Raw genomic sequence first — 26,657 nt, 5'->3', positions numbered from 1 at the left:
AGTTCAAAAGGAGGAGCACCCATGTGCTCCTCCTTTTTTAATGGGATTTTTTTCTCCACAGCAGATACTGTTCGATGGCAATCGCGGCCAGTGTTCCGGTGATCAGCCCGTTCGAGAACGTGGCGGCGACTACTGCCGGCAGTTCCGCTACGCTTTCCGGCGGCAGGAACATGAAGCCCACGCCAATCATCAAGCCGAATGCCGAGACTTTATAGGCCATTTCACTGTCTTTTTCCTGCGCCAGCTCATTGAACGCCATTTCCACCATTTTTGTAAAGATAGCAAAGATCACAGCATAGGCGACAGGTGCCGGCATGGCTGCGAGCACAGCCATCACATTGGGAAACAAACTAATAAACGTAACAAGCAAGCCACCCATGATGAATGGTTTGATGGAAGGATTCCGCGTCGCGCTGACGAACCCGGCTGCGCCGGAAATCGGCACTGGCCCGATAGCGGAAAACAGGCCCGCCAGCACGTGGTTAATGCCTGAGGCTACAGAAGCCTGCTTGACCCGGTCTTCCCGTTCAATGGAAAACGTGTTTTTCAGCACCATTTCCATCACTCGGATCGATGCCATCATATTGGCAATGAGCAGAATGGTCAGGAACAGCGCCGTTACAAACATGCCGCTGTCCCAGACAAGCGGACCAAATACCAGCATTTCCGGCAAAGCCACAACGACGTCCGGAGTGAATGTGATGTGTTCCGTTTTATTCAACAACGCAAAAATCAGCCAGCCGGCGGCAATCGCCAGCAACACCGAATAACGGTTGACCCAAGGCGTTTGATGGCCCATCAGGAAAAAGGTGATGCTCACCACTACAATACCCCCCAGCAAAACCACCAAATCCACCGGCTGGCCCTCTTCCACAATGCCGAGCAAGCCGCCGATGATCGATTCGCTTAATTGCAGTACGAGAAGCAGCAAGTAAACAAACGTAATCGTCGGAGTGAATAAGGCTTTCATTTTACCGACTACTCCGGTATAGGCAAAAACGACGAACAGCAGCCCGCTGTAAAGAAGGCCGCTTTGCAGCGCCTGCAAGGATGCTTCCATCGTGGGATACATAACGCCGATCAGCCCGGCATAGACGATGAAGATTCCCCACCACAAGCCGGCTGGCCCTTCGTTGATCGGCATCCGGTGCCCAAGCCATGCTTGGATGAGACAGGCAAGGCCCAGCACGAAAATCGTCCGCTGGACAAATAACGCCGTGTCGCCGCTGTCCATGCCAAACACATTGGCAATGGCAATCGGGGCCGCAATGGACGACGCCAAAAGAAAGACGGCCCACTGGACTCCGCCAAATAGATTTTTCATGTTCCATTGCTCCAATTCCTGAAAGCTGTTCTATCTTTTGAGTATACCCCTTTTTCCCGACATAAAAAAAGAAGCCCTGAAGAATTCAGGACTTCTTATCGCGTTCAAAATCGTTTTTCCGGTCGGCTTCTTTGGGCTCCGCCGGAATTTTAACTTTGTCTTCTTGGCTGCTGCCAATTTCGCTATTTTTATGATAAACAACCGGATAACCTTGCTCTTCCAATTGCTTTACTTGTTTTCTGGAAGCTCTGATCAAAAGCCATACAATCAGAATCGACAAAATGAAAATGATCACTACCGAGATAATCCCTGGAATGTATTCTGATTTATCTTCAGGAAAATATAAAAATTCCATTGCTTTGTTTCCCGCCTTTATATGTTGAAGTTTCCCTTCATTATACAGGAAAGCAAATTCCACTTTAGAAAGGAACGTGAACATTTCGTGGCGAACTGTTGGCAATCCGCGTACATCCATTCCAGGTCCTCGTCCGGTTCGGTAAAGCTGAAAAGTTACCGATTTTCCGACACAACGGTAAAACGTTTATTGATATGCCGCGGATTTTCAATTTCATCCACTAAAGCGATGGCATAATCCGGATAGCTGATGTAGCTTTTACCTTTTTTGTTGACGGTGATGCTGTCTTCGCCGATTTGATACTGGCCCGTCCGTTTGCCGTCTGCGTCGAAAAATGCTGCCGGGCTCATAAACGTCCAGCTGATGCCTTCTGCTGCTTCGAGGTCGGCCAGGTTTTGCCCCTGGTTCGATGCAATGGCTTTAAACGCATCCGGAAATTCCGGTGTTTCAATCAACCGGGTGGTTCTCGCTTCGTCGACAAACAAACTGCCTGCGCCTCCCACGACAATCAACCGCGTGTCTGGAGCCCCTTTCAGCGCTTGAATCAGTATTCGTCCCGCTTCTACGTGCTGCTCCGCTTTTTCCGGAGGCACACCAAAAGCATTCACGACCACATCGAACGCTTTTAGATCTTCAGCTGTCAAACTGAAAACATCTTTTTCCAAAACCTGCACGGACGCATCTTCCATTTTCGCCGCGTCTCTGACAATGGCTGTTATGTCATGGCCTCTTGAAACTGCCTCTTTCAAAATCAAGCTTCCCGCTTTTCCCGTGGCACCGATAATCCCAATTTTCATCCTGACCGCCTCCATTTTTTATAGTTGGTCTACAGATTCCTTCAGTATCTCAAATGAACGCTTTCTCTTTTCCTGATCATAAATATAAGAAACAGCCATCAATTCATCAAACTGCACTTCTTCTGCAAACGAGCGCAGCTGGCCGCTGATGGTGTCCCGGTCTCCCATAAATGTATACTGCGACATGCTGCGTGCCACGTTTTCTTCGTACAAACTCCATTTGCCGTCCATCGTATCAACTGGCGGCTGAAGCAGATTTTTCGTACCTCTCACCACATTCAAGTAGAACATCTGGCTGGAAGTCGAGAGTCTTTCCGCTTCTTCGTTTGTTTCTGCCGCTACCACATTCACGCAAACAATGACGTACGGTTCGGCCAAGTATTCAGATGGCTGGAACTGGCTGCGGTATAGCTGAATCGCCTGCTTCAGCTGCTGCGGCGCAAAATGGGCAGCAAATGCATAAGGCAGCCCCAAACGGGCAGCAAGCTGGGCGCTGGATGTGCTCGACCCCAGAATGAAAATCGGTACTTCGGTACCAACGCCCGGATAGGCATGGACCATGCTCTGATGTTCAATCGGCTTTAAGTAGTTTTGCAGTTCCACTACATCTTGCGGAAACACATAAGCCGTTTCCTGCGTCGTTCTGCGCAAGGCATGTGCGGTTTGCATATCGGTTCCCGGTGCACGGCCAAGGCCGAGATTGACGCGTCCCGGATGCATTGTTTCCAATGTCCCGAATTGTTCCGCTACAACAAGCGGTGTGTGGTTCGGCAACATGACGCCTCCTGAACCTACTTCGATGGACTCCGTATGGTCCAGCACTTTAGAAATCAAAATGGATGTTGCAGAACTTGCAAGTGTCGGCGAATTGTGGTGCTCCGACAACCAAAAACGGCGATACCCCAGTTTCTCTACATGCTGGGCCAGGCTAACCATGTCATCAAGTGCATCTTTTGCTGTTTGCCCCTCCGAAATGGCAACCAAATCCAGAACAGATACCGGCAATGTTTTTATATGTTGGTTCATCAAATAACTTCCTTTCAATTCAAGCTGTTATTTAACCATAGAACCAAAATATCTTGAATACAAGCTATCTGCTTGGCAAGTCCAGGATTAGGCTTTGCCATTTGGCTGGATCCAGGTAGGGACCTGGTCGTCTTCATCAAATTCAATGATGACATCCGTAACGCCCCGAACCCCTTCTTTGATTCGTTTTTCAATATAGTCCCGAATGTCATCCGCTTCCGCAATCGTCATTTGAGGATCTACTTCAAGCTTTAGCTCTACATGGAAATGGTCGCCTTCTTTGATAACGTCCAGGTCCTGGATGTCATTCACTTTTGGATGCTGCAGAACTTTGGCACCAATTCTGGCCTGCATTTTTACGTCTGCTGCCCCTAATGCCCCTGCAGCATTATCGAGAAATACGCGTCCTACTACCAAAATCAGCATGATTCCGATAATGACCGAAGCGTAGCCTGTGGCACTATGGAATGGTGTATACGTGGCCAGCACAATGGCGATCAATGCAAGCAGCGCTCCTCCGACTGCTACGTTATCTTCCAAAAACACCAGTTTCGTAGCCGGTTTCGCGTCTTTCACGTTTTTATAGCTCTCTGGGATAAATTTTAATCCCTGCGTCTTTTCTTCCGGCAGGTGCTCCGTGATTTCCCGCATCGCCTTGTACAAAACAAATCCTTCCAATAAGGCCGCTGCACCAAGAACACCAACATTCAGCCAGAACCCTTCTTCAGAATGGACGGCATCCGAGATGTGGTGAAGACCTTCCACAATGGTTTCGTAAGCTAACACACCCACTATCAATACGGCCCCTAATAAAACCAGATTTACTAACCGGCCGAAACCGCCGGGAAAACGTTCAGTCGGCGCTTTCTTGCTGAATGCAGAACCGATAAAGACGAAAAACTGATTGGCCGCATCTCCAAAACTGTGCATCATTTCGGCAAACATCGCGACATTTCCGGATAGTAAGTATGCCGCCGTTTTAATCAGGCCCACCACTAAATTGACAATGGCTGCCCACAGGGCTGATTTGTTTCCCATTTTTAATAGCCTTATAAATTCTTTCATACGCCCGCATCCTTTCAGCCTGCTGTTGTTCAAATTTCTTTCTATCTTTATTTCCCTAATTCTTAAAGAAAAACACCCAATTTTTTCTGCAAAAAAATAAACAACCGGCGCAGAATTCCCCGCCGGTTGCTTATTAAATTTCAACAGTTTGGCCGATTTTTGCAAGCTGGACCTTTCCAGTGTAAGTATTTTTGGCCGCTTGCAAAATTTCTTCAATATCTCCATACTGCGGCAAATGAGTCAGCCATAACGCTTTCGCTCCAGCTTGTGCAGCGAGCTGCCCGGCTTGGCTCCCGCTCATATGCCCTTTAATGATGCCTACATATTTTTCGTATAAGTTCGCTTCCGATACCAGAAGCTCTGCATCTTTTGAAAAAAGCACCAATTCATCAGTCCATTCCGTATCCGCTGTGAACACAACCGATTTTCCGTCTGCCGTAAATTTCAGTGCTAAGCAATATACGGGATGAATGGTTTCACAGAAGGATACGTGCCAAGGTCCGATTTGCATATCACGGGAAACATCAATCGGCCGCCCTTCGGTTACGCCTTTATACGACAGGCTTTCGAACATAGCCGGATCCCGGTCGTGGCCATAAATCGGAAACGGCGTTTCCCATTCCTTCAATTGCATCCCGACCATAGCCGCATGCTGCAGCACACCAATATCCGCCACATGGTCAGGATGGTAGTGGCTGATGACTGCCGCATCCAGATGGCGCAGCTCCGTATAGTTTTGAACCGCTGCCAGCACACCGCTGCCGCAGTCAACCAAACAGCGGAACCCTTCATGTTCCAACAAAAATGAGGAAGTGGCTTCGTTTTTGTTCGGATAGCCGCCCCAAATTCCAATCGTGGTAATCCTCATTCAAATCGCTCCCTTGGTTTTTTCTTTAGTATAACGGATTGCTGCTGAGCTATCTTGTTTAATGAACGAGGCTTGGTGGTATGCATGATAGTAGGATAGTTCTTAACAAATAAATTTTGGAGGGATTACTTTGACCGTAAAAATGACCGTAGAAAACGCCTTGCAGGCAAAAGCCGAAATCGAAAAGTTAGAAACGCAAGGATACACGCATGATGAGATTTATGTATTTGCACACGACAAACGCCGCGAAGCCGACATTGCCGATGCTTTAGATACTGAACAAGTTGGTGGCTTTTTAAAATCCTTGAAGAACATGACCGTTTCGCGCGGAGACCAATTGCGTTCGGAAATGGCCGCAGCCGGCTTAACAACCGATGAAGCTGCAGAATATGAAGAAGAACTTGATAAAGGCAAACTTGTCATTATTGCCAACAAAAACGCATAAAACAGAGGCAAGCCCATCTTCCGCACAGGAAGATGGGCTTTTTATATAATATTTCTGCATGGTTTTTACAGCATTACTGGCAATACTCTTCCATACCTCTAGTCATATAGCCGTATCTCACTTCCCCCTCTTTTCCTCTATTGAAACGCTTACTTTAATTTGTTATATTTGAATAAGGTTAATTTTCTAATTATAGAGAGAATAGTTTTCTATGAAGCGAAAGTAACTTCAAGGGGGATGTTTATGAAGAAGAGTTTAAAAATGGGGAGTGCCTTTATCGGCATCATTGTCGGAGCAGGATTTGCATCCGGACAAGAAATCCTCCAGTACTTTACGAGTTTCGGAATCATGGGAATTTTGGCAGCATTTATCTCAACCGTAATGTTTGCCTATCTCGGCATGAGCTTAACCCGATTGGGAAGCCGAATGCAGAAAACATCCCATAAAGAAGTCATTTATGGAATCAGCGGGAAAATTTTGGGTACTATCGTGGATTATATCATTATCTTTACGCTATTTGGCGTCGGCGTCGTCATGGTTGCCGGAGCCGGCTCGATTTTCACTCAGCAATTCGGTCTTCCTGCAGCTTTAGGAAGCACCATTCTGATTGTGCTGGTCATTTTAACGATTATGCTCAATGTAGAAAAAGTCATTGCCATCATCGGGGGGATTACACCGTTCCTGATCTTGATGGTTGTCGTTCTTGCAATTTACAGCTTATCGACAATGGACTCATCGTTTTCATTCTTGGACCCGATTGCAAAAGAGCAGTTGTCAGCGGTGCCAAACTGGTTCTTGTCCGCTTTGAACTACGCTTCTTTCAATATTGCAGTGGGTGCTTCCATGGCCATTGTTATGGGCAGCACTGAAAAAGATGAAAAAATTGCAGCACGCGGCGGATTATACGGCGGCCTTGGATTAGGGGCTTTGATCATATTGAGCCACTTGGCAATTTTTGCGAAAGTGGATGAAGTCGGCAGCGCAGAAATGCCAATGCTTCAAATCGCCAATGATATCTCCCCGATCGTGGGTTGGTTCATGTCTATTATTCTATTCGGAATGATTTTCAATACTGCAGTCGGTATGGTCTATGCATTTTCAGCGCGCTTCATGCAATCCGGCACAGCCAAATTCAAGATTTTCGTTATCATTGTCGGAATCATTTCGTATGTATTAAGTTTTGTCGGCTTCACTAAACTGGTGAATATGTTCTACCCGGTAGTCGGCTATCTCGGATTCTTCCTGGTAGCAGCTTTGATCTGGGCAGATATCAGAAGTTCGGGTAAACCGGTTGGCATCAAAAACAGCTTGAATAATAATTGAACGAAAGCCGCCAAAGCATGCAAGTCCCGCTTTGGCGGCTTTTCATGTTATGGTTTTAGTAAACCATGTTGGAAGGAGCATTTTTTCATGGACGCTTTTATCAAAACACCCGAACAGCAAAAGCTAGCCGCGCAGATTCAGGCATTGCAGCCGGCCTTTCAACAGCGCGAGCCGGAACTCGATACCCTCGGCTCATTCCCTCACAAAAACATACAGGATTTAAAAAACATCAATTACCATACCTTAACGCTGCCGAAAGAATACGGCGGACAAGGGCTTGGCTTATACGAATACATATTGGCACAAGAAGCAATATCCAAAGCGTCAGGCCCTACCGGCTTATCGATTGGCTGGCATGTCGGAATTGTCCTTGAATTTGCCGAAAACCGGCACTGGCATCCCCGGTCAGCAGAATGGCTGATGAAAAAGATTTCCGATGGAGCCTTGATCAACACAGCAGCCACCGAAAACAATGCAGGCAGTCCGGCACGCGGTGCCTTGCCCCGGACCACTGCTGTACGCGATGGCGATGAATGGATCATTAACGGGGAAAAGACTTACACTTCCCTGGCGCCCGCTCTCGACTATATTTTTGTGACGGCTTCCTCGGAGGAAGATGAAGTAATGACAGTGATTATCCCGCGGGAAACAGAAGGCGTTTCGATTGATGAAACCTGGGATATGCTGGCGATGCGCGGAACCGCGAGCCATACACTCGTGCTCCAAAACGTCCGCATACCGGCTTCTTATGTACTGAAGCCTTCAGGCATCCAAGCTGCCGGGAAAGGCTGGCTGCTTCACATTCCCGCTTGTTACATCGGCATTGCCGCTGCAGCCCGCGATTACGCGATTGAGTTTGCCGCTTCTTACTCCCCCGCTTCACTCGGCAAACCGATTGCCGAGACACCGAATATCCGGCAGGCCATCGGAGAGATGGAGCTGGAACTCGCAACTGCCCGTCATATGCTTTACGGCACAGTCGAACGCTATGAGCAGGCAGCTGACAAGTCTGCGATGGACGAAGCGCTCGACGTGGCAAAAATAGCCGTAACCCATGCAGCTATGGGCGTTGTTGATAAAGCGATGAAAATTGTCGGCTCACGCGCGCTGTCGGAAGCCAACCCGATGCACCGCCATTATTTGAATATCCGTGCCGGCTTATACAATCCGCCGATGGAAGACATGGTAAAAGCGCAACTGGCAGGAAAAGCCATCGAGTTTTTCAAAACCAAAAATGGAGGCGAATCAATTACATGAGTATACAAATCCACATTAACGAGCGTGTAGTCGAAGCTTTTCAGTTTTCACAGGAAACGGTGAAGAAACCCGGCACCGAACGGGAACTGCACAAAATCATTTTTGATTTTAAAGTGACGAGCCAGGAGTACCACGACATTGCCGTGCTGTTGTATGAAATGGATTTCCAGATCCGCGTGCCCGAGAAAAACTTGGATTTCGCAGCGTCCATTTCCAATTATTCCACGTCTATTACGAACCTTTACCAGGAAGGCGAAGTAGCCGATTATCATCTGGAATTGGTGGAAAAAGCATCATAGCATACAAAAAAGATAAGGCCGGGAGTTCGTCTCTCAGCTTTATCTTTTTGTTTATGCTCAAGTTTTTAAGAATATGCCCGGCTTTGGTTGGTTTATGCCCAACTTTGCAGCACATACGCCAAACCGGGCTCATTCCCGCTTAAAGCGGCTGCCCCGGCGTCTGGATCTCAGCTTCTGCATTAATTCCTGCGCTTCGTTTTCTTTGGCTTCCGCCGTTACTTCGTCCAATGCAATTGAGACGATTTCTTCACCGTCCAGCTCGATTTCAAACCACGAATTCACCCGGCTGCCTTCCGGCAAGTGCCTGATAGGCAAGATGATTTCCTGCTTAGCCTCTTCCAGCAGGATCACTGCCAAATAGCCGTCTTCTATTCGGTCCAATGTGCCTCTCATTCAATCACTCCCCTATGCAAGCAAGGCCTTGTTCTTTAATGGCGCTAATTTTGCCGTTGCCGATGCCTTTTATTTTATCCAGTTCTTCAATGGTTTTAAATGGCCGCTCTTTGACGATGGCTTCGGCTAAAGAGGCTCCGATGCCCGCAATTTCCTGCAATTCGGCGGTAGACGCCTTATTGATGTCAAGGCAGCGATTTTTCCCTTCCACCACTGTTCCTGCTTTTTCCGTACTGATTTCATAGGTTTTGCCGTTTGTGTCAAGCACCACCGTCCCGTTGACATCGGTGCCGTATACTTCCGCTCCGGCATTTTCCACAGCAGCAATCACTTCCGCATGCGGATGCCCGTAGGAATTATCGATTCCGGCACTGTATACCGCCACTTCAGGCGATACCGCTTTTAGGAAGGCATTGCTTGTGGAAGTATTGGAGCCGTGGTGGCCGATGTGCAGAATTTCCGCATCCAAATCCGCTCCATTATCGATCATCGCCTGTTCTTCCTTCACGCCGGAATCCCCTGTAAAGACAAAATCGATGTCGCCGTATGTTAGCTTCAGCGAGATGGATTCCTCGTTGGCCTTGCCGGTAATTTCTTCAGGGTACAGCACTTCAATTTTTAGGCTGCCGACATCAAACACTTCTCCGGTCCGCGGTTCATAGTAATCCGTGCCGGCCTCGTCAATTGCCTTTAAGGCGTTGATGAACGTATTCGACGTGCTGGCATTTCCGGACATCCAGACCTCTCCGACTTCAAATTGTTCGACGACGCGCTCCAATTGGCCGATATGATCGGAATCAGGATGCGTGCCCACGACAATATCCAATTTTTCAATTCCATGTGTGTTCAAATAATCGACGGTTGCTGTACTGTTCCAGTCGCCGGTGTCGATCAGCAGCGTATACTCTTCAAACTCCAAAAGCGTGGCATCCCCTTGCCCGACATCGATAAAATGAACCTTTAAATTTTCTTTTGCCGGTTCTGTCGCTGCGGGTGCTTCGGATGGACTGGGCTTTTCCGGCGGTTTTGCCTGCTGCAGGCATCCTGCCATCAGCAGAACGAGAAGCAATACAGCCAACCCTAAAAGTTTATTTTTCATAATTCCTCGCCTCTTCCTATACTGAATTTTACCATATTCACAGCTGCCCTTTCTCTTTTGAAACGGTTAAAAGGGCCGGAAAACATTGGCATCATTCAAAAAGAAGCGGTACTTTCTTTGCCAAGCAACGCAAAAAAGCCGGCCCGTCAGTGCGGCCAGCTTTTCTTCTTCGGAATCAGGTAGACATAAAGTCTCCGCCATTCATATGCAAAAATTGCCCGGTCATGTACGAATTTTGGGAATCCGCCAAAAAGACATAAGCTTTCACGAGTTCATAAGGCTGGGCCGGCCTTCCGGCGGGCACGTCTTTGCCGAATCCTTCTTCCAGCTCCGGATCAAGGTGGCCGAACGTTTTCGTGATCAGCGGCGTCCAAACCGGGCCCGGAGCAATGCCGTTCACTGCAATTCCTTCCCGCACAAAGCGTCGGGCCAGCGAGCGCGTCATCGAAACCATGGCCCCGTTCGCCCCGGCATAATCGATCAAATCCGAATGTCCGCGGTATGCATTGATGGACGCCGTATTGATGATGCGGGCACCTTCCTTTAAATACGGGCGTGCTGCGCGGACCAGGTACAGCATGGCGAACGCCTTGATTTCAAACGTCTTCAATATTTGTTCGTCGGTAATGTCCACTGGATTGCTCTGGGGGTATTGATACCCGGCATTGTTGACGAGAATATCAATTTGTCCGAATGAATCGAGCGCAAATTGAACGAGCTTATCGCATTGCTCGGATTTTCCCAAGTCACCGCTCAGCGCCTTTGCCTCGCCTCCGTAATTTTCAATCGTTTCAATCGTTTTTGCGGTAGCTTCTTCATCGTCCAAGTATCCGATTACCACTTTTGCGCCTTCTTTTGCATAAGCGAAAGCGACCGCTTGTCCGATGCCGCTGTTTCCGCCAGTAATAATAGCCACTTTTCCCTGGAGGACACCGCTCGCTTTGTAGTCTTTCAAATCCGTATTATCGAAATTCCCCTCTGCCATGCTTCCACCCTTCCCGGTTCGATTATTTACTGTGTACTTTTTCCAGTCCCCATACTTCGTCTGAATATTGCCGGATGGTCCGGTCGCTTGAAAAAATTCCAGATTGGGCGATATTGACCACCGACATTTCCTGCCAAGCCAAGTTGTCTTCGTACTCTGCCAATGCACGGTTATGAGTTCTGGCATAATGCTGAATGTCTTTCAGCACAAAGAACGGATCGTTCTCGTCGATAAGCTGGCGGCGAATAAAATCAATATTTTCCGGACCTTTTGACAGGCTCCCGCTTAACAGTTCACTGACCATACGGCTAATCTCATGGTCTTTTTCAATGAATTCCCGTGCATGATAGGTTTTTTCTTTTTCAAACTGCATGACTTGCTGCGCAGACAACCCGAAAATAAAGGCGTTGTCTTCTCCGGTTTGCTCAATGATCTCTACCGTCGCTCCGTCAAAAGTGCCCAGCGTTATGGCCCCGTTCATCATAAATTTCATATTGCCCGTGCCGGAAGCTTCTTTTGAAGCGGTCGAAATCTGTTCACTGATATCAGCTGCCGGAAACATTTTTTCAGCCCGGCTGACGCTGTAATCTTCCACGAAAACGACGTGGAGATGGTGGCGTGCAACAGGATCCGTGTTGATCTGTTCCGCTATTGTATTGATCAGCTTAATCACTTGTTTGGCGAATTGGTAACTCTTTGCCGCTTTGCCCGCAAAGAAAAAAGTGCGTGGATGCGGGCGGTAAGAGGCGTCTTCTTTAATCCGGTTATAAAGCATTTGAATATGAAGGATGTTCATCAGCTGCCGCTTGTAGCCATGAAATCGCTTAATATGCATATCGTAAATCGACTCAGGATCGATAGTTACGGCTTGCTGGTCCAATAAATAATCGGCAAGCTGGTTCTTTTTCTGCTGCTTTACCGCTTTAAAATCACCGAGAAATACCGAATCCTGCGTAAATTCATTCAGCTTATGAAGTTTCATCGTGTCCTGTTTCCATTCGTCCCCGATTGCAGAAGAAATCAGATCCGAAAGTTCAGGATTCGCTTTCATCAGCCAGCGCCTATGTGTGATGCCGTTGGTTTTATTGTGGAATTTATGAGGAAAGTGCTCATTCAGCTCTTTCATCTCCCGCATTTTCAAAATGTCCGTATGCAGTTTGGCCACTCCGTTTACTTTGTAGCTGCCCACGACAGCAAGCGTCGCCATTTTGACCATTCCATCATCGATGATGGCGAGTTTCTTCAACGCTTCAGGCTCTAAATTTTCCTGATGGCATTTCTCCTTAAAGCGGCGGTCGATTTCCTGGATGATCATATAGACACGCGGAAGCAGCTGTTCAAGCATGCGACTGCTCCACTTCTCCATCGCTTCTTCCAGAATGGTGTGGTTGGTATACGAAATGGTATGCGTCGTAATCCCCCACGCTTCTTCCCATGGCAATCCTTCTTCATCGAGCAGAATCCGCATCAGTTCAGGAATAGCTAAAGCCGGATGGGTGTCATTGATTTGGATGGCTACGTGCTTTGCCAGAACCGTTATCGGAAAATCACGATTTTTAACTATGGTCTGCAGGGAAGCGCTGCATAGAAAATATTGCTGCTTTAACCGGAGAAGTTTCCCTTCATCCGTCGAATCATCGGGATACAAACGGTCCGAAATGGTTTCGACTTGCTGCTGATACGCATCGATATCGCCATCAGGCAGCAACTGCTGTTCCGGCAGTTCGGCTTGCCACAAGCGCAGTGTATTGACCGTGTTTCCATACGCGCCGACTATCGGCATATCGTACGGAACAGCTTTGACCCACTTTGCATCTTTATGCTCCGGTTTGAAGGGGCCCTCTTCTGAAACCTGCAGTTTTCCGAAGAACGGAATATATAGCGCCAAATCTTCCCGCCTTGTATCCCATCCTATGGAATCGTTTATCCAGTCGGTCGGCTGCTCCGTCTGAAACCCATCGCTTAAGCCTTGGCTGAACAATCCGCCTTTGTAGCGGATGCCGCAGCCATGCCCCGGCATTTGAAGCGAAGCAATAGAGTCCATAAAACAGGCGGCAAGACGGCCAAGGCCTCCATTGCCAAGCCCCGGTTCAGGCTCCTGTTCCTCGAGTTCCGCCAAACTATAGCCGAGTTCATCCAAGCCTTCACTTACCATCTCATAGAGCGACAAGTTCACTAAGTTCTGCCCCAGCATGCGGCCGATCAAGAATTCAATCGAAAAATAATACAGCTGTTTCCGCTGCTCTTCCTGGTATAGATAAGTTGTCTCATCCCAATCTCTTTGGACAAATTCCCGCACCATTCCAGCCAAGATGGAGTAGGCGGTTTTCGGAGATGCAGGCTGTTCTTGCTGTTCCAGCAGCTTTACAAAATTTTCTTTGAATTCTTCTTTTGAATAAAACATCTGCCACCTTCACTTTCCGGCGATTCCCTCATATAAACTGGCGTATTCTTTTGCAGAACGCAACCAAGAGTAATCGCCCTGCATGCCGTTTTGTTTGATCATGTTCCAATGTTCCGGCTGTTGATACAGGGATAATGCACGGTTCACGGCTTCTGCAAAACTTTCATGCTTTGAAAAATCACTTAAAACTCCATTGCCGCTCCGCAAGTTGGGATCGTATTCCACGACCGTGTCTTTGAGTCCGCCTGTCTTGTTGGCCACTGGCACCGTACCATAGCGCATCGAAACCAGCTGGCTTAATCCACACGGTTCAAAATGGGACGGCATCAAAAAGATATCGGCGCCTGCGTACAGTAAATGGGCAAGTGATTCGTCAAAACCGATATGGGCTACCACCTTCCCTGGAAAATCCGCTTCCAGGACTTCGAAAAACTGCTCATACTGGCTTTCACCGGAACCCAGCAAGACAAACTGAACGTCTTGTGTTTCCAGTATCCCCGGCAATGTCCGCTCCAAAACATCAATCCCTTTTTGGCCGGACAACCGGGAAACCATCGTCAACAGCGGCACGTCTCCGCGCTCGGGAAGTCCGAAACGGGATTGGACTGCCCGCTTATTGACCGCCTTATTCTCTACAGAAGTCTGGTCATAAACCATTGCGATTTCCATGTCGGCAGCCGGATTATAAGCTTCGGTATCCAGGCCGTTCAAAATGCCGATCAAATTTTCTTCTCGTGCACGCAATAACGACTCCAGTTTCTCCCCGTATTGCTCGGTCAAGATTTCGTTCCGGTAAGTGGGGCTGACAGTGGTGACCTTGTCGGCGTAAACAATGCCTGTTTTCAGGAAATTGACATTATTATGCCAAGAAACGGCTTCTTCCTGAAAATAAGCTTCGTCCATTCCCAGTTCTTCAACCAATAAGGATTTCGGAAACCACCCTTGGAATTGGAGGTTGTGAATCGTTAAAATTGTTTTCAAGTTTTGCTTTAACGAAGCGTAGCGCTCGTCTTCCTTCAGCAAAAATGGAATCATCCCCGTATGCCAGTCATGAATATGTAAAATATCCACATCCTCTTCCAGGGTTTCCACTGTTGCCAGCACCGCGCGATTGAAAAAAGCGAAACGTTCGCCATCGTCCGGCTGGCTGTATATTTGCTTACGGGCAAAATAAGAATCGTTTTCCACCATTACATAGCGGACGCCTTTGAGTACGTACTCGAAAAGCGTATGGGTGTTTTGCTCCCCTTTAAAAGGAACTTGGATTTCTCCAAACAACGAAAACTCACTTTTATATTCTTCTGGAATCAAGCTGTATTTGGGAAGAATTACGGTGACTTCATGGCCAAGCGCCACTAATTCTTTTGGCAATGCGCCCATCACGTCAGCGAGCCCTCCCGTCTTTACAAAAGGCACGCATTCCGCAGCAGCCATTACAATCTTCATCGGACTTCCTCCTTTGTTACACGCTCTCCTTTACGGAGAACCACCGGTTTTTCCCGCGTTCCTTTAAGTATGACACCTTCTTCGATATGCACGTCTTTATCAGCAATTACATAAGACAACTCGCAGTTTTTCTCAATGAACGATTTTTGCATGATGACGCAATGATCCACCCGGCTGCTTTGGTTGACGGAAACGGCCCGGCTAATGATGCTGTTGTTTACGGTTCCTTCAATCGTGCTGCCGTTGGCGATCAAACTTTGGGTCACGTGCGACCCCGGCATGTAGCGAGTAGGCGGCTCATCTTTCACTTTTGTATAAATGGGGCGGTTTGACAGGAACAATTCGTTTCTTTTGTCTTTTTCCAACAAATCCATTGATGCCTGGAAATAGCTTTCCATAGAATCGATAATGGCATAATAGCCTGTGTATTCATATTTCCCAAACGTATACGGGGCTTTCTTCAATTTCACGACGTCTTCCACACTGATAATGCGTTTTTCCCGGTGGGTTCGAATCAATTCCTTCAGCAGGCTTTTCTTCAATATATAGTTGCTCAATCCCGTCTCGCCGCTGACCGCTTCCGTGATGTCAACGCCAGACGTAATATGGGCATCGAGCATATCTTCGTAATCGATTTGGCATACTGTCGAACAAGTCGTCACGACGATATAATCCTGCCGGCTTTTATTGAAAAAGTCCATATGCTCTTCAAGCGCCGCAAACGAACCGACTGTAATTTGGCCCCCAGCCTTTTGGGAAATGGGCAAAAAATACAGCCCATCTTTCCGCCGGTCCAAATCCCAGTTTTTGCCCATGCCGATATGGTCCAGCAAGGAAACAAACGGATACGTAGCAAAGACGCCGACCGAATTGATATTAGAATTCACGATATTCGACAAAGTAAAATCGATCAATCGGTAACGCCCCGCAAAAGGCACTGAAGCCGTCGTGCGGTAAATCGTCAAGTCTTCAAGTCCAGGCTTCTTCACAGTAGCATCAATGACTGCGGCCATTCTCATTTGCCAACACTTCCTTTCCACTCCTCTATGAGATCTTGGGTCAACAAGACAATTTCATCCCCTTGTTCTTTTAGCTCAAAATTTTCAGGAATTATTAAGTCAGGTGGAATGATCACTCTCGACAACTTGGCGCCGCTGCCAATCTTCACGCAGTTCATGACAACACATTCGTAAAGAGATGCGCCTTCTTTCACTTCAACGTCTTGAAAAACAATCGACTTCTCCACTTTCCCATTGATGACACACCCTTCATTGATCAGCGCTTCCTGTAAATAGCCGTTTTCGCCGACTACTTGCGGCGGCAATTGCGGATTGGAAGAGAAAATCCGCCAATCCGGGTCATTCAGGTTCAATCCCGAATTTGAATTCAGCAAGTCCATATTGGCTTCCCACAAACTTTCTACCGTTCCAACATCTTTCCAGTAGCCTTTGTATGGATATGCCACCATTTTCTCGCCTTCTCCAAGCATCAAGGGAATAATGTCCTTTCCAAAATCATGGGAAGAGTTTTCATTGTCGTTATCGATCAGCAAATACTTTTTCAGCTTCGCCCAATCAAAGATGTATACGCCCATTGAAGCCAAATTGCTTTCTGGTTCTGCCGGTTTTTCTACAAATTCTTTGACTTGCATGTTTTCGTCGGTGTTCATAATCCCAAAGCGGCTGGCATCCTTCCATGGTACTTCAATAACCGAAATCGTCGCTCCCGCGTTTTGTTCAATATGGAAATCCAGCATCGTCTGGTAGTTCATTTTGTAGATATGGTCACCCGATAGAATGATGACATACTGCGGATCTTGTTCCGTCAGGTATTTGATGTTCTGGTAAATGGCGTTTGCAGTGCCGTCGTACCACTTGATGCCTTCCATTCCTGCGTATGGCGTCAACATCGTAACGCCTCCGGCACGCCGGTCGAGATCCCAGGGCGTCCCAAGCCCGATATAATTATGCAAAACATGTGGCTGGTACTGGGTAAGGACACCTACGGTATGAATTTCGGAATTTACACAGTTCGACAAAGGAAAATCGATGATCCGGTACTTGCCACCAAACGGAATAGCGGGCTTCGCAATATCATAGGTCAGTGACTTTAAACGGCTTCCCTGTCCTCCTGCCAAAAGCATTGCGACTATTTTTCTTTTCATGCCTCTACACTCCCATCTTGTTTTAGTTTCCAAATGCTTACGGTAAACGCCGGCAATTCCATTTCCATCGAGTACGGCTGCTTTTTCCAAGGGACAGGCTGCGCCTGCAGCTCTGCATCTTTTGCGCCTCCGAATTTTTCGGCATCTCCACTTGCGGTTGAAAAGATTTGCTGATAAAAACCATTTGCGGGGAGGCCTATTTGAAAGGCTGCATAAGGGCGTTCTGAAAAATTGCAAATTACGATGCACGTGTCTTCAGCCAAATGCCCTCTTCGGATAAACGAAAGCACCCCTTGTTCACTATTGTCGGCATCCAGCCATTCAAATCCTTTGCGGTCATAATCCAACTCAAATAACGCCCGTTCTTTTTTATAAAAACTTAAAACTTCTTTGGTGAATGAAGCCATTTCCCGGTGGGCTTTAAAATCGAATAAATGCCAGTCCAGTTCAGGCTGGAAATCCCAAGGGGCAACTTGCCCGAATTCCTGCCCCATAAACAGCAGCTTTTTTCCTGGAAAAGCCATCCAAAACCCAAGCAACAACCGCAGCTGGGCGAACTTCTCTTCGGTTGTACCCCACATCTTCCCGAGCAATGATCCTTTTTCCGGAATCACTTCATCGTGGGAAAAAGTGGAGATGAATTTTTCTTCGTAATAGTAGACCATGGCAAAATTGAGCTTTCGGTGGGCTTCCCGGCGTTCAAGGAAGGGCGTCTTCAAATACGATTGCGTATCGTTCATCCAGCCAAAATTCCATTTATAATCAAAGCCGATGCCGCCTTCTTCAATCGTGCCCGTTACTTTCGGAAAATGCCAAGCATCTTCTGCAATCAACATGGCTTCTGGATAATGGGAGCGCAAGCTTGCAGTCAATTTCCGCAAGAAATCTGCGCCTTCCTCGTTGTGCGGCCTTTCCGGACGGTTCGGAATGAACAGCAGATTCACCAGTGCGTCCATACGGCAGCCATCAAATTTATACTCCTCAAACCAATAATGCGCACTCGACAGAATGAAGCTGACAACTTCTCCTTTTTGGATATCAAAGTTTAACGTTCCCCAATCAGGATTGCTTCTGCGCTCCGGCCGCTGTTCTTCATAGAGCAGGGACCCATTGAACGATGCCAGCGCGTGCCTATCGACGCAGAAATGCCCTGGCACCCAGTCCGATATTAAGCCAATGCCGCTTTCTGCGCATTTGGAGATAAAGTATTTCAAATCATCCACTGTGCCATAGCGGCTGGTCGGCGCAAAAAATCCCGTTGTCTGATAGCCCCACGACTCATCCAGCGGATGTTCCGTAACCGGCAGCATTTCAATATGGGTAAAGCCCTGTTTCTTCACGTATGGGATCAATTCACCAGCCAGCTCGCGGTAAGTTAGGAAATTCCCTTCTTTATTCCGTTTCCAGGTTCCGATATGTACCTCGTAAATGGCCATCGGTTTTTCAAAGTGATTTTTTACGATCCTTTTTTTCTTCTGCAACACTTCCTCGGACCATACATGTTGGGAGTTGCCGGCTACGATTGAACGATGTTGCGGCCTTTTTTCATTGGCCCGTGCAAACGGATCCGTTTTGCGGATCAACTCCCCATGTGCCGTTTCAATTTCATATTCGTATACAAAACCTGTCAAATCTTCCCCTACCCGCACTTCCCAAATTGTTGGATCAAGCGGATGCGGAGCCATTCGGTACTGCCTTTCGTTCAAATCCTGCGAATCGGCAACAAGTACGGAAACGTTTTTGACATCTGGCGCCCATACCGCAAAGTAAGTCACATCTTGGTGAATATGTGAACCGAAATACAGATAAGCATCTGTCATCTTTCCGGTATGAAAATCTGATAATTTTTCTTCAGTAAAAGAAACCAAGGGATCGCCCAAAAAAACACCTCCAAAAGTACTGGCAATTTTCTCGTTCCTATTACCATTATTCTACATTCAACAACCGAATCCCTTGAAAAAAATCGGAATATTTGAAAATCAGATAGATTTGTAACAGAGGGAACAAGGAACTACTGAGGAGTTCGCAATTTTTACACATAATTGAGGTGGCTAGCCCTTGTTTGCCGGCCTTTTTTCTACTAGGCTTAGTGAAGGCAAGTCATTTCAGAAAGGAAGAGGCACCTTGCGGAGAACCTTTTGGATTTCAACATTATTGCTTTTCAGTTTATTGCTTGCCGGATGCGGCCAAGCCATTGAAGATCCCCTCAACTGGGAAATAGAAGAATTTAATTTTACAAATCAAGAAAACGAAGAATTCGGCTTATCCGATTTAAAAGGGGAAGTCTGGGTGGCAGATTTTGTTTTTACAAACTGCACAACCGTCTGTCTGCCGATGACCTCGAATATGGTGGATTTGCAAAAGCAGTTTAAAGAAGAAGGGCTGGATGTGAAAATTGTTTCATTCAGCGTAGACCCTACCATCGACACACCAGAGATTTTGAAATCCTATGCGGAAAATTACGGAGCGGATTTATCTTCCTGGAATTTGCTGACCGGCTACTCTCCTAAAGACATCGATCAATTTGCAATGGAAAATTTCCAGGTACTCGCGCGAAAACCTGAAAACACAGACCAGGTCATCCATGGTACTTCTTTCTATTTGGTAGATCAAAACGGCGTGGTCATGAAAGATTACGATGGCGTCAAACTGCCCGCCGAAGAGATTATGGCGGATGCGAAAATTCTGCTTTCGGAGGAATAAGTAGATGAAGAACAAAAAATTGTGGACAGCTGCAGCTGGACTGATCGCCGTTGCATTGATTGCCGCGATGTTCCTGCCGCGCAATAACGAACCGGCTCCAAATACGCGCGTCGTACTCGAACACACCCACCGGACCTATATTGCTCCTTCTTGTTTTGATGAAGCGGATGCGACCAATTTCTTGGAAGACGCTACCTTGGGCGATGCCGAGGAACTTGGCTACCCTCCGCATTCTCCATGCACTGAAAAAGCATTCCAAGGCAATGACGACAGCTTCTTTATTGATTTACTGAAAGAACTTGGCGTGATGGAAAAAGAATCGGAAGATTGGTAATTAAAAAAGCAGCCAGAAGCTATTCTGGCTGCTTTTTTCTATCCAATTACTTTTACACATACGGGTGAAGGCGTGTGGACCGGGTCGCTGGCCATTTCCGGAATTCCGGTTTTGCCGATCTTCATGACGCACAGCGAGTCTGACTTTTCATTTGCCACAACCAGCCATTCACCGCCGGGAACAAGCGTGAAGTGGCGAGGGCCTTTGCCGCCCGAAGGAACATGCGCTTGGAACTCCAGGCTTCCATCTTCGAGAATCTTAAAAACGGCAATGCTGTCATGCCCCCGGTTGGAAGCATATAAAAAACGGCCGTCTTCCGATACCGCCACTTCTGCACTTGTATTTTCTCCAGTGAATTCTTCAGGTGTCAAGCCGGCCACTTGCACGAACTTCAAAAAATCGTCTCCGCCTATTTCATAAACCGATATGGCTGAGCTTAACTCTTCAAGTGAATAAACAAATGGTTTCGCCGGATGGAAAGCCAAATGGCGCGGGCCAGAACCGGGAGTCGTTGGAACGATTTGCTTGGTTGCCAATTTGCCGTTTGCCCGATCCAATTCGTAGACAAAAATCAGATCCGTTCCTAAATCAGAAACCAAAAAATAATTGCTGTCCGGCAGCTGAAACACCGAATGCGGATGCGGCGCATCTTGGCGTTCTTTATTCGGCCCTTCCCCTTTGTGGCGCACAGAATCCGTCTGCCCACCAATTGAACCGTCTTCCAACAAAGGATGGACATTAACATTGCCGCCTGAATAATTGACAGAGAGCGCCCATTTTCCCGATGCATCAATGCATACATGCGCCGGATGATCCCCATCACTGGACTGGCGATTTACCTCTGCCAGCTTCTTATCCGGAAGATCCAAGCGGAAAGAGACCAGTTCTCCCTCCCCTACTTCGCTGGTCGCGACAAAATTCTTTCCGTTCGGATGTGCAGCAAGAAAAGAAGCACGGTCAATTCCGCTGATTCCACTCTTTTCGGTTAATGTTCCTTCTTTCAAGTCGAATTCCCAAAGTTTGATGCCCGGTTCCTGCGCCGAAGCGTACGATCCCGTAAGCAAATGCGTTACAGCCATGTAGCCTCCTCCATTCTTTCTAAAAGTGAGTGAATTATTATACAACTTGGTGTAAAGTAGGGTTGAGTATCTTCTATTTCAACTGACTACAATAGAAAAGAGTGGTTGCTGTGAGAAATTTTGAATTGTCCATTCGTGAAAAAAGTATCGTATGTATCGGCTTTATGGGTGTGGGGAAAACCACTGTCGGAAAATTGCTGGCCCGAAAGCTGTATCGCAATTTCATTGACATTGATGCGGAAATCGAAAAGGAATTTGCTATGCCGATTCCTTTAATATTCGAGACTTATGGCGAAAAAGCCTTCCGCAAAAAAGAAAAGGAACTGATCAGCTACTATAGCCAACAGCCCCTTTACATTATTTCTGTCGGCGGAGGCGCTTTTTTGCAAAAAGAAATACAGGCTATGTGTCTGGAGAACTGTGTCGTACTTTTCTTGGATATTTCCTGGGAATCTTGGAAAGACCGCTTTCAGATTCTTTCCGACAATCGCCCCTTGCTCCGGAACCGTTCCCTGGATGATATCAAACAGCTTTTTCACGAACGCCAAACCATTTACTCCTTAAACCATTCGACATTTCAAATAGATCATTTTGAAGCTGACGAAGCAGCCGATTACCTGGCGGACGCCCTGAAACTATCCTGGGAAATCCATGCTCCCCAAAGATAGAAAAGCGGAGGTGCCCGTTCAGCCCCGACAAGCGCTGGAAGGCTGGGCAGGGATGGCGCTCTTTGCCATCACAGAACAGTCTGAAGCGACTCGAGGGGCTGAACGGGCACCGGAGCTGGACAATAAAGAAAAGCGGAAAAAGCCGTTTAGCTTCGACAGCGGTGATCCGAAGAACAAAAGGAACGGCCCGTTGAACCGGATCGTTCCTTTTTGCGTTTAACGGTATTGAGCTTTTACCAAATCATACAGTTGTGCTTTCTTCAAGTAACTTTCAGGAGCTAAAAATGTCACGGTGACTACCCCCGGATGGCGTCCAATCTCAATGGAACCGGTAATCGTCGCCCGGTTCATAATTTCTGGAACGGTTACATCGAATAATGCGGCTGCCCGTTCTAATCCGTTGTCTGTAGCAGCGTTTAACGTAGGGCCTGTGCCAACGAACGAAACCGGCAGGGATTCTTCCAGTTGCGGCACATTCCATTTATCCGCTATTTTTTGCGCAGCCAACCGCTCTTCCGCCGTAAATGGTTTGGCTGTATAAGGCAAGTCCTCCACATTCGGCAGCAAAATCGGACCAGCGTTGTTCAAGCCTTTAACCAGCTCCACTTCCAGGTGGACGATCCCGGCTACATCCGCTGTATGGCCGGCAATTTCCCCGTCTCCCTGCATCGCATGCATATCGCCCAAGTAAACGCCGCCGCCAGGAACTTTCACCGGACAAATCAAGACTGACCCCGCCCGGACCCGGCTGATATCCATATGGCCATCGGTGCGGTGCGTATCGAGTTCTTCCTGGGTGCTGACGTATTCATGCGGCGCATCAATTAAAAACGATCCAAAATCGCCGGCATTATGGGAATCCGGAATCGGGCGCGAAGGGGTGGTTCCCAGCTGCCCTAAAAAAGGCCGCATGCGCGCAATGGTTCCAACTAAATCATGGGGTGCAAATGTGACAATCGGGTTTTGCACCGACGCATCCGGCGTCTTCATATACGCCCGCCCGTTTTGTGCAATCATTTCAGCCGCTTCCCGGTTAAGTGTAACGCCGACATCGCCTTTCTCGCCCATAAACATCGTATAGCCATTTGTGAAAACAAACGGCGTGACATCTGCGTCACAATTGGCACAGCGAATCGCTTCGCTGCCGGTTCCTTTGATCACGGTCTCCGGATACAAGGTGCCGCAGCCCGGGCATTTTACTGCGATAAAAGGATCCCCGAGAAACCGGCCTTCCACGGGACTGTCATTGCCTGATGAAGTGGCGAGGGAAGTCACCTCAATCGACTTTATCCGGATAACAATGGCATCTCCAGGTTCTGCACCTTCAACATAGACCGGCTTGGTGACTTCGTGGCCGCCTCGGATGCAGGGTGTAATCATCGGTCCCCAGCAGCCTGGCGCCGTATGCGCTACGATATGCCCTCCGCTCTTCACAGGACCCAACATTTCCAAGCCCGGATCCAGAACGCCATTTACATACTGATTGACCATTACTGTTTCGGATGCTGTCGTTTTTGTCTCCTGCATATCTTTCAATTGAAACCCTCCTGTTTTCTGATTTTTTAGTCTATTGAAAGTATACGGCAGGATTGCTACGCTTTCAAATCAGCTGTATGTTTTTCCATGAATAGTTTCAAGGGAGCGTTTTTTGGAGGGGGCCGCTTGTTATCTGACTCGCTGATTTTACTTCACGTTAGGTAGAACCCCGGTATTCGATTATAATAGAAAACGGAAGCCATTTATGCTTCCTGCTAATCCATAATAAATAGATTCGGCGGTCCATCCGCCTTTTGTTTCAGTTGTCTTGCGATCGATAGCGGTTTTTAAACGTATAGGAGGAAAAAAAGTGGGGCTTACGAGAGACTTTTTTATAGCATTATCCAAGAACCAGCTATTAAATACCGGAGCAAAAAAATGGGGTTTAAAGCTTGGCGCCAGTAAAGTGGTGGCAGGTACTGATATTGATAGCATGATGAAATCCGTCAAAGAATTAAATGCCAATGGCATCGGCGCAACCATCGATAACTTAGGAGAATTTGTCTACAGCAAGGAAGAGGCGCTCCACGCAAAAGAAAACATCCTGGCGACACTGGAAGCCATTCAACAGCGTGGCGTGACCGCCCATATGTCCGTCAAATTGACTCAAATCGGCTTGGATGTCGATGACAAGTTCTGCCTGGAGAACATGCGGGAAATTGTTGAGGCAGCTGCCCGTTATGCGATTTTCATCAATATTGATATGGAAGATTACAGCCACTTGCAGCAGACCCTGGATATCCTCCATGAGCTTTTAAAAGAATATGATAATGTTGGAACGGTGATTCAATCGTATCTCTACCGTTCTGAAAAAGATTTGGAAAACTTGAAAAATGCCCGGTTGCGCTTAGTAAAAGGAGCATACAAGGAAATTGCTGAAGTATCTTATCAAAGCAAACAGGACATCGATGCCAATTTCTTAAAGCTCATCAAAATACGGCTGCAGCAGCCTGGCTTTACTTCAATCGCTACCCATGACCATCACATTATCAATGCTGTGAAGCAATTCGTGAAAGAAAATCAGATTCCGCGTGGCCGCTTTGAATTTCAAATGCTTTACGGCTTCCGCACCGATATGCAAAAAGAACTTGCCGACGAAGGCTTTGCATTCACCACTTATGTTCCTTTCGGCCAGGACTGGTACGGCTATTATATGAGACGATTGGCTGAACGCCCTCAAAATATCAATTTAGCGTTAAAGAGCATGGTCTCCAAATAACCATTTAGAAGAGCGTCCCGAGGAGTAAATTTCTCGGGACGCTCTTCTCTTCTTTCCTTAATCCAATTCCCGGACAGCAATCGGCGTCAAATCTTGATTCAGTCTTGCCCGGTAATGCTCGTATTGCTTTGGCAGCATTAGACCTTCTCCAAGCGTTTCCAAAGTTTCGTCAATAGCAAAACCGGGAGGGTCTGTTGCAATTTCAAACAATATATCGCCGTATTCACGGAAGTAAATCGCTTTAAAGTAATTGCGGTCCTGAACCGGCGTCACTTGCAGGCCAAACTCTTCAATCTGCCGCTTCCAGTCCATTTGATCCGCATTATCGTCTGCACGCCAAGCAATGTGGTGGACTGTGCCAGCACCCATTCGCCCAGTGCCCACAGGACTCAGTTTTACGTCAATTACGTTTCCAAGCCCGGCTGATGCATGGAATCGCATCAAATCGTTTTCCTGGCCGGCTTTTTTCAAGCCAAGCCCCGACTCCAGCAGTTCGGTGGTTTTTTCTGCATTGGCAGTAAACAATGTCGCACCGGCAAATCCTTTGATTGCTGCTTCTGGCCCGATGTTTCCAAAGTGCCAGGCGTTCGGTTTTCCTGCTTGCCTTTCCACCAATTCCAAGTGCAAGCCGTGAGGATCATCAAAAGCGATATACTGCTCTTCAAAGCGCATTGTTTTTTCAAAAGGCACTCCAAACTTCGATAGCCGCTGCTCCCAAAAGCCGAATGCACCTGTTGGCACCGCATAAGTCGTCACGCCGACTTGCCCATCGCCAATTTTCCCTTTATAAGCTTGGTCCCAGGGAAAGAAAGTGATGATGGTGCCCGGTTCACCGGCCTCGTTTCCAAAATAAAGATGATACGTTCCCGGATCGTCAAAATTAATGGTTTTCTTGACTAACCGCAGCCCTAAAACGCCGGCATAGAAATCCACATTTTCCTGTGGGTTGCCAACAATTGCCGTAATATGATGAATCCCTTTTGAATTTTTTGCCATATTGCCCTTCCTCCAATTCCGCTAATCTGCCACACCATCGTACTATTTCATTGTCCCAAATGAACAACGGCTAGGTATTCTACTGTTTTCTTTCTTTCCGGTGTTCTTCCGCTTTTTCTTTCTCGTGTGCTTTTTGCTCTTTTAGTTCCTGTTTTTCCTCTTGTTTTTCATGTTCAATCTGGTCTTTTTGCTGCTCTTTTACTTCTTCGATTTTCTCCATTTCTTCCTGGTATTGCTCTTCTACTTCACTGGTCGACGGGATAAACGGCTCTTGATTGTAATCAGTGCGCCGGCCATAACGCAGCATTTCATAAATGATAAGTCCGTTGTTCGGCATGCCATTTGCCGTTTTCATTGGTACAATGTCAAATAACACATAGTAAAAAGCATAAAACACAAAGCGGCTCCAAAATGTTTCGTATTCCTGCAGCAAATCATTGGCCAACATGGCGTTGATGGTCAATGCGACAATCAGGTTCACGAGAATCGGCCCTGCATAAATGCTGACATAGACAAACTTGCTTTTCCTTTTTAATGAATCGTAGGAATACCAGCTATACAAATGATAATATTTGCGTATATCAAACATGCCAACCTTGACGATTCGCGGGCCTGAACCGATTGTCAGCCTTGGATTGTTGACGCCGAAGACGGCACTGACAATCAAATAACCGCTTTCCCTTAAAAATACAACAATCGGCAAAATAATAAATGCCGAAATGATTAATGATATTAGATCGGCTAAACCGAACATTGCATACACTTCCCTGTCTCAAACTTCATCCTTATACAATACCCTTTAAAAAAGAGATAAATCACTGAAACTGCAAATTAATATTTGTCACAAAAGTAATAATAGGAAATTAGTCGCT

The 26,657-nt window shown here is 47.2% G+C and carries 27 protein-coding genes; 9 read left to right on the top strand and 18 right to left on the bottom strand.

Translation table 11 applies throughout. From position 1 onward, the window contains the following. Positions 1-37 precede the first annotated feature (37 nt). The 6 genes from QWY22_RS01775 to QWY22_RS01750 all read right to left on the bottom strand — a co-directional run bounded on the left by QWY22_RS01775 (position 38) and on the right by QWY22_RS01750 (position 5,435). Complete coding sequence (locus QWY22_RS01775; protein ID WP_300982662.1) at positions 38-1,324, bottom strand: purine/pyrimidine permease; 1,287 nt, start codon at positions 1,322-1,324, stop codon at positions 38-40. A gap of 85 nt (positions 1,325-1,409) precedes the next feature. After that, a complete protein-coding gene (locus QWY22_RS01770) occupies positions 1,410-1,799 on the bottom strand; it encodes a hypothetical protein (protein WP_300982661.1) in 390 nt (129 codons plus the stop codon). Positions 1,800-1,834: 35 nt separating this feature from the next. Beyond that, positions 1,835-2,476 carry an NAD(P)-dependent oxidoreductase gene (locus QWY22_RS01765; protein ID WP_300982660.1) on the bottom strand — a complete coding sequence of 214 codons (642 nt, stop codon included), beginning with the start codon at positions 2,474-2,476 and terminating at the stop codon, positions 1,835-1,837. A gap of 18 nt (positions 2,477-2,494) precedes the next feature. Then, positions 2,495-3,502, bottom strand: a complete 1,008-nt coding sequence (locus QWY22_RS01760; RefSeq protein WP_300982659.1) for an LLM class flavin-dependent oxidoreductase — start codon at positions 3,500-3,502, stop codon at positions 2,495-2,497. Positions 3,503-3,589: 87 nt separating this feature from the next. After that, on the bottom strand, positions 3,590-4,567 hold the full coding sequence (locus tag QWY22_RS01755) for a cation diffusion facilitator family transporter (protein ID WP_300982658.1): 978 nt from the start codon (positions 4,565-4,567) through the stop codon (positions 3,590-3,592). Between the two features lie 133 nt (positions 4,568-4,700). Then, positions 4,701-5,435 (bottom strand): MBL fold metallo-hydrolase, encoded by a 735-nt coding sequence (locus QWY22_RS01750; RefSeq protein WP_300982657.1) that lies wholly within the window; start codon positions 5,433-5,435, stop codon positions 4,701-4,703. A 130-nt stretch (positions 5,436-5,565) separates the two neighbouring features. Between QWY22_RS01750 and QWY22_RS01745 the strand changes: the two genes are divergently transcribed. From QWY22_RS01745 to QWY22_RS01730, 4 genes are all read left to right on the top strand, one after another. After that, positions 5,566-5,880 carry a YflT domain-containing protein gene (locus QWY22_RS01745; protein WP_036810713.1) on the top strand — a complete coding sequence of 105 codons (315 nt, stop codon included), beginning with the start codon at positions 5,566-5,568 and terminating at the stop codon, positions 5,878-5,880. A gap of 243 nt (positions 5,881-6,123) precedes the next feature. After that, complete coding sequence (locus QWY22_RS01740) at positions 6,124-7,203, top strand: YkvI family membrane protein (protein WP_300982656.1); 1,080 nt, start codon at positions 6,124-6,126, stop codon at positions 7,201-7,203. Between the two features lie 87 nt (positions 7,204-7,290). Further along, the gene (locus tag QWY22_RS01735; protein ID WP_300982655.1) at positions 7,291-8,460 is read left to right on the top strand and encodes an acyl-CoA dehydrogenase family protein; all 1,170 of its coding nucleotides are present in this window, start codon (positions 7,291-7,293) and stop codon (positions 8,458-8,460) included. Next, complete coding sequence (locus QWY22_RS01730; protein ID WP_300982654.1) at positions 8,457-8,759, top strand: DUF3219 family protein; 303 nt, start codon at positions 8,457-8,459, stop codon at positions 8,757-8,759. Before QWY22_RS01735 ends, QWY22_RS01730 begins: the two co-directional genes overlap by 4 nt. A gap of 129 nt (positions 8,760-8,888) precedes the next feature. Here QWY22_RS01730 and QWY22_RS01725 read toward each other — a convergent pair whose 3' ends face one another. The 8 genes from QWY22_RS01725 to glgB all read right to left on the bottom strand — a co-directional run bounded on the left by QWY22_RS01725 (position 8,889) and on the right by glgB (position 19,130). Next, positions 8,889-9,152 carry a DUF3006 domain-containing protein gene (locus QWY22_RS01725; protein ID WP_300982653.1) on the bottom strand — a complete coding sequence of 88 codons (264 nt, stop codon included), beginning with the start codon at positions 9,150-9,152 and terminating at the stop codon, positions 8,889-8,891. A 4-nt stretch (positions 9,153-9,156) separates the two neighbouring features. Further along, on the bottom strand, positions 9,157-10,251 hold the full coding sequence (locus QWY22_RS01720; RefSeq protein ID WP_300982652.1) for an MBL fold metallo-hydrolase: 1,095 nt from the start codon (positions 10,249-10,251) through the stop codon (positions 9,157-9,159). 175 nt (positions 10,252-10,426) lie between these two features. Next, positions 10,427-11,236, bottom strand: a complete 810-nt coding sequence (locus tag QWY22_RS01715; protein ID WP_300982651.1) for an SDR family oxidoreductase — start codon at positions 11,234-11,236, stop codon at positions 10,427-10,429. Between the two features lie 22 nt (positions 11,237-11,258). Next, positions 11,259-13,640, bottom strand: coding sequence for a glycogen/starch/alpha-glucan family phosphorylase (glgP, locus tag QWY22_RS01710; RefSeq protein ID WP_300982650.1), 2,382 nt, complete (start codon positions 13,638-13,640; stop codon positions 11,259-11,261). 9 nt (positions 13,641-13,649) lie between these two features. Beyond that, positions 13,650-15,086 (bottom strand): glycogen synthase GlgA, encoded by a 1,437-nt coding sequence (gene glgA, locus QWY22_RS01705; RefSeq protein WP_300982649.1) that lies wholly within the window; start codon positions 15,084-15,086, stop codon positions 13,650-13,652. Next, positions 15,083-16,105: a GlgC family sugar phosphate nucleotidyltransferase gene (locus tag QWY22_RS01700; RefSeq protein WP_300982648.1), complete on the bottom strand. Its 1,023-nt coding sequence runs from the start codon at positions 16,103-16,105 to the stop codon at positions 15,083-15,085. Before QWY22_RS01700 ends, glgA begins: the two co-directional genes overlap by 4 nt. Beyond that, positions 16,102-17,250: a glucose-1-phosphate adenylyltransferase gene (locus QWY22_RS01695; RefSeq protein ID WP_300982647.1), complete on the bottom strand. Its 1,149-nt coding sequence runs from the start codon at positions 17,248-17,250 to the stop codon at positions 16,102-16,104. The genes QWY22_RS01700 and QWY22_RS01695 overlap by 4 nt, the downstream gene beginning before the upstream one ends. Then, on the bottom strand, positions 17,247-19,130 hold the full coding sequence (gene glgB, locus QWY22_RS01690; protein WP_300982646.1) for a 1,4-alpha-glucan branching protein GlgB: 1,884 nt from the start codon (positions 19,128-19,130) through the stop codon (positions 17,247-17,249). The genes QWY22_RS01695 and glgB overlap by 4 nt, the downstream gene beginning before the upstream one ends. 244 nt (positions 19,131-19,374) lie before the next feature. Between glgB and QWY22_RS01685 the strand changes: the two genes are divergently transcribed. Beyond that, the gene (locus QWY22_RS01685) at positions 19,375-19,953 is read left to right on the top strand and encodes an SCO family protein (protein WP_300982645.1); all 579 of its coding nucleotides are present in this window, start codon (positions 19,375-19,377) and stop codon (positions 19,951-19,953) included. A 4-nt stretch (positions 19,954-19,957) separates the two neighbouring features. Then, positions 19,958-20,287 (top strand): hypothetical protein, encoded by a 330-nt coding sequence (locus tag QWY22_RS01680; RefSeq protein ID WP_300982644.1) that lies wholly within the window; start codon positions 19,958-19,960, stop codon positions 20,285-20,287. A gap of 38 nt (positions 20,288-20,325) precedes the next feature. On the opposite strand, the gene QWY22_RS01675 is transcribed toward QWY22_RS01680, so the two are convergent. Beyond that, positions 20,326-21,366, bottom strand: coding sequence for a lactonase family protein (locus QWY22_RS01675; RefSeq protein WP_300982643.1), 1,041 nt, complete (start codon positions 21,364-21,366; stop codon positions 20,326-20,328). 110 nt (positions 21,367-21,476) lie between these two features. Here QWY22_RS01675 and QWY22_RS01670 point away from each other — a divergent pair, with 110 nt between their 5' ends. Together QWY22_RS01670 and QWY22_RS01665 are read left to right on the top strand one after the other, a co-directional pair. After that, positions 21,477-22,034: a shikimate kinase gene (locus QWY22_RS01670; protein WP_300982642.1), complete on the top strand. Its 558-nt coding sequence runs from the start codon at positions 21,477-21,479 to the stop codon at positions 22,032-22,034. A gap of 10 nt (positions 22,035-22,044) precedes the next feature. Continuing rightward, positions 22,045-22,254 carry a hypothetical protein gene (locus QWY22_RS01665; RefSeq protein ID WP_300982641.1) on the top strand — a complete coding sequence of 70 codons (210 nt, stop codon included), beginning with the start codon at positions 22,045-22,047 and terminating at the stop codon, positions 22,252-22,254. Here QWY22_RS01665 and QWY22_RS01660 read toward each other — a convergent pair. Then, positions 22,251-23,561 (bottom strand): acetamidase/formamidase family protein, encoded by a 1,311-nt coding sequence (locus QWY22_RS01660; RefSeq protein ID WP_300984307.1) that lies wholly within the window; start codon positions 23,559-23,561, stop codon positions 22,251-22,253. The two genes, QWY22_RS01665 and QWY22_RS01660, sit on opposite strands and share 4 nt — an antisense overlap. A gap of 319 nt (positions 23,562-23,880) precedes the next feature. Here QWY22_RS01660 and QWY22_RS01655 point away from each other — a divergent pair, with 319 nt between their 5' ends. Continuing rightward, the gene (locus QWY22_RS01655) at positions 23,881-24,789 is read left to right on the top strand and encodes a proline dehydrogenase family protein (protein WP_300982640.1); all 909 of its coding nucleotides are present in this window, start codon (positions 23,881-23,883) and stop codon (positions 24,787-24,789) included. A gap of 57 nt (positions 24,790-24,846) precedes the next feature. On the opposite strand, the gene QWY22_RS01650 is transcribed toward QWY22_RS01655, so the two are convergent. Together QWY22_RS01650 and QWY22_RS01645 are read right to left on the bottom strand one after the other, a co-directional pair. Next, on the bottom strand, positions 24,847-25,785 hold the full coding sequence (locus QWY22_RS01650) for a ring-cleaving dioxygenase (protein WP_300982639.1): 939 nt from the start codon (positions 25,783-25,785) through the stop codon (positions 24,847-24,849). Positions 25,786-25,864: 79 nt separating this feature from the next. Beyond that, positions 25,865-26,539 carry a hypothetical protein gene (locus QWY22_RS01645; RefSeq protein WP_300982638.1) on the bottom strand — a complete coding sequence of 225 codons (675 nt, stop codon included), beginning with the start codon at positions 26,537-26,539 and terminating at the stop codon, positions 25,865-25,867. Between the last annotated feature and the right edge of the window lie 118 nt (positions 26,540-26,657).

This window comes from Planococcus liqunii, from assembly GCF_030413595.1.
Taxonomy (GTDB): Bacteria; Bacillota; Bacilli; order Bacillales_A; family Planococcaceae; genus Planococcus; species Planococcus liqunii.
The sequence above is the reverse complement of the archived record's forward strand: the minus strand, read 5'-3'. Positions and strand labels throughout refer to the sequence as shown.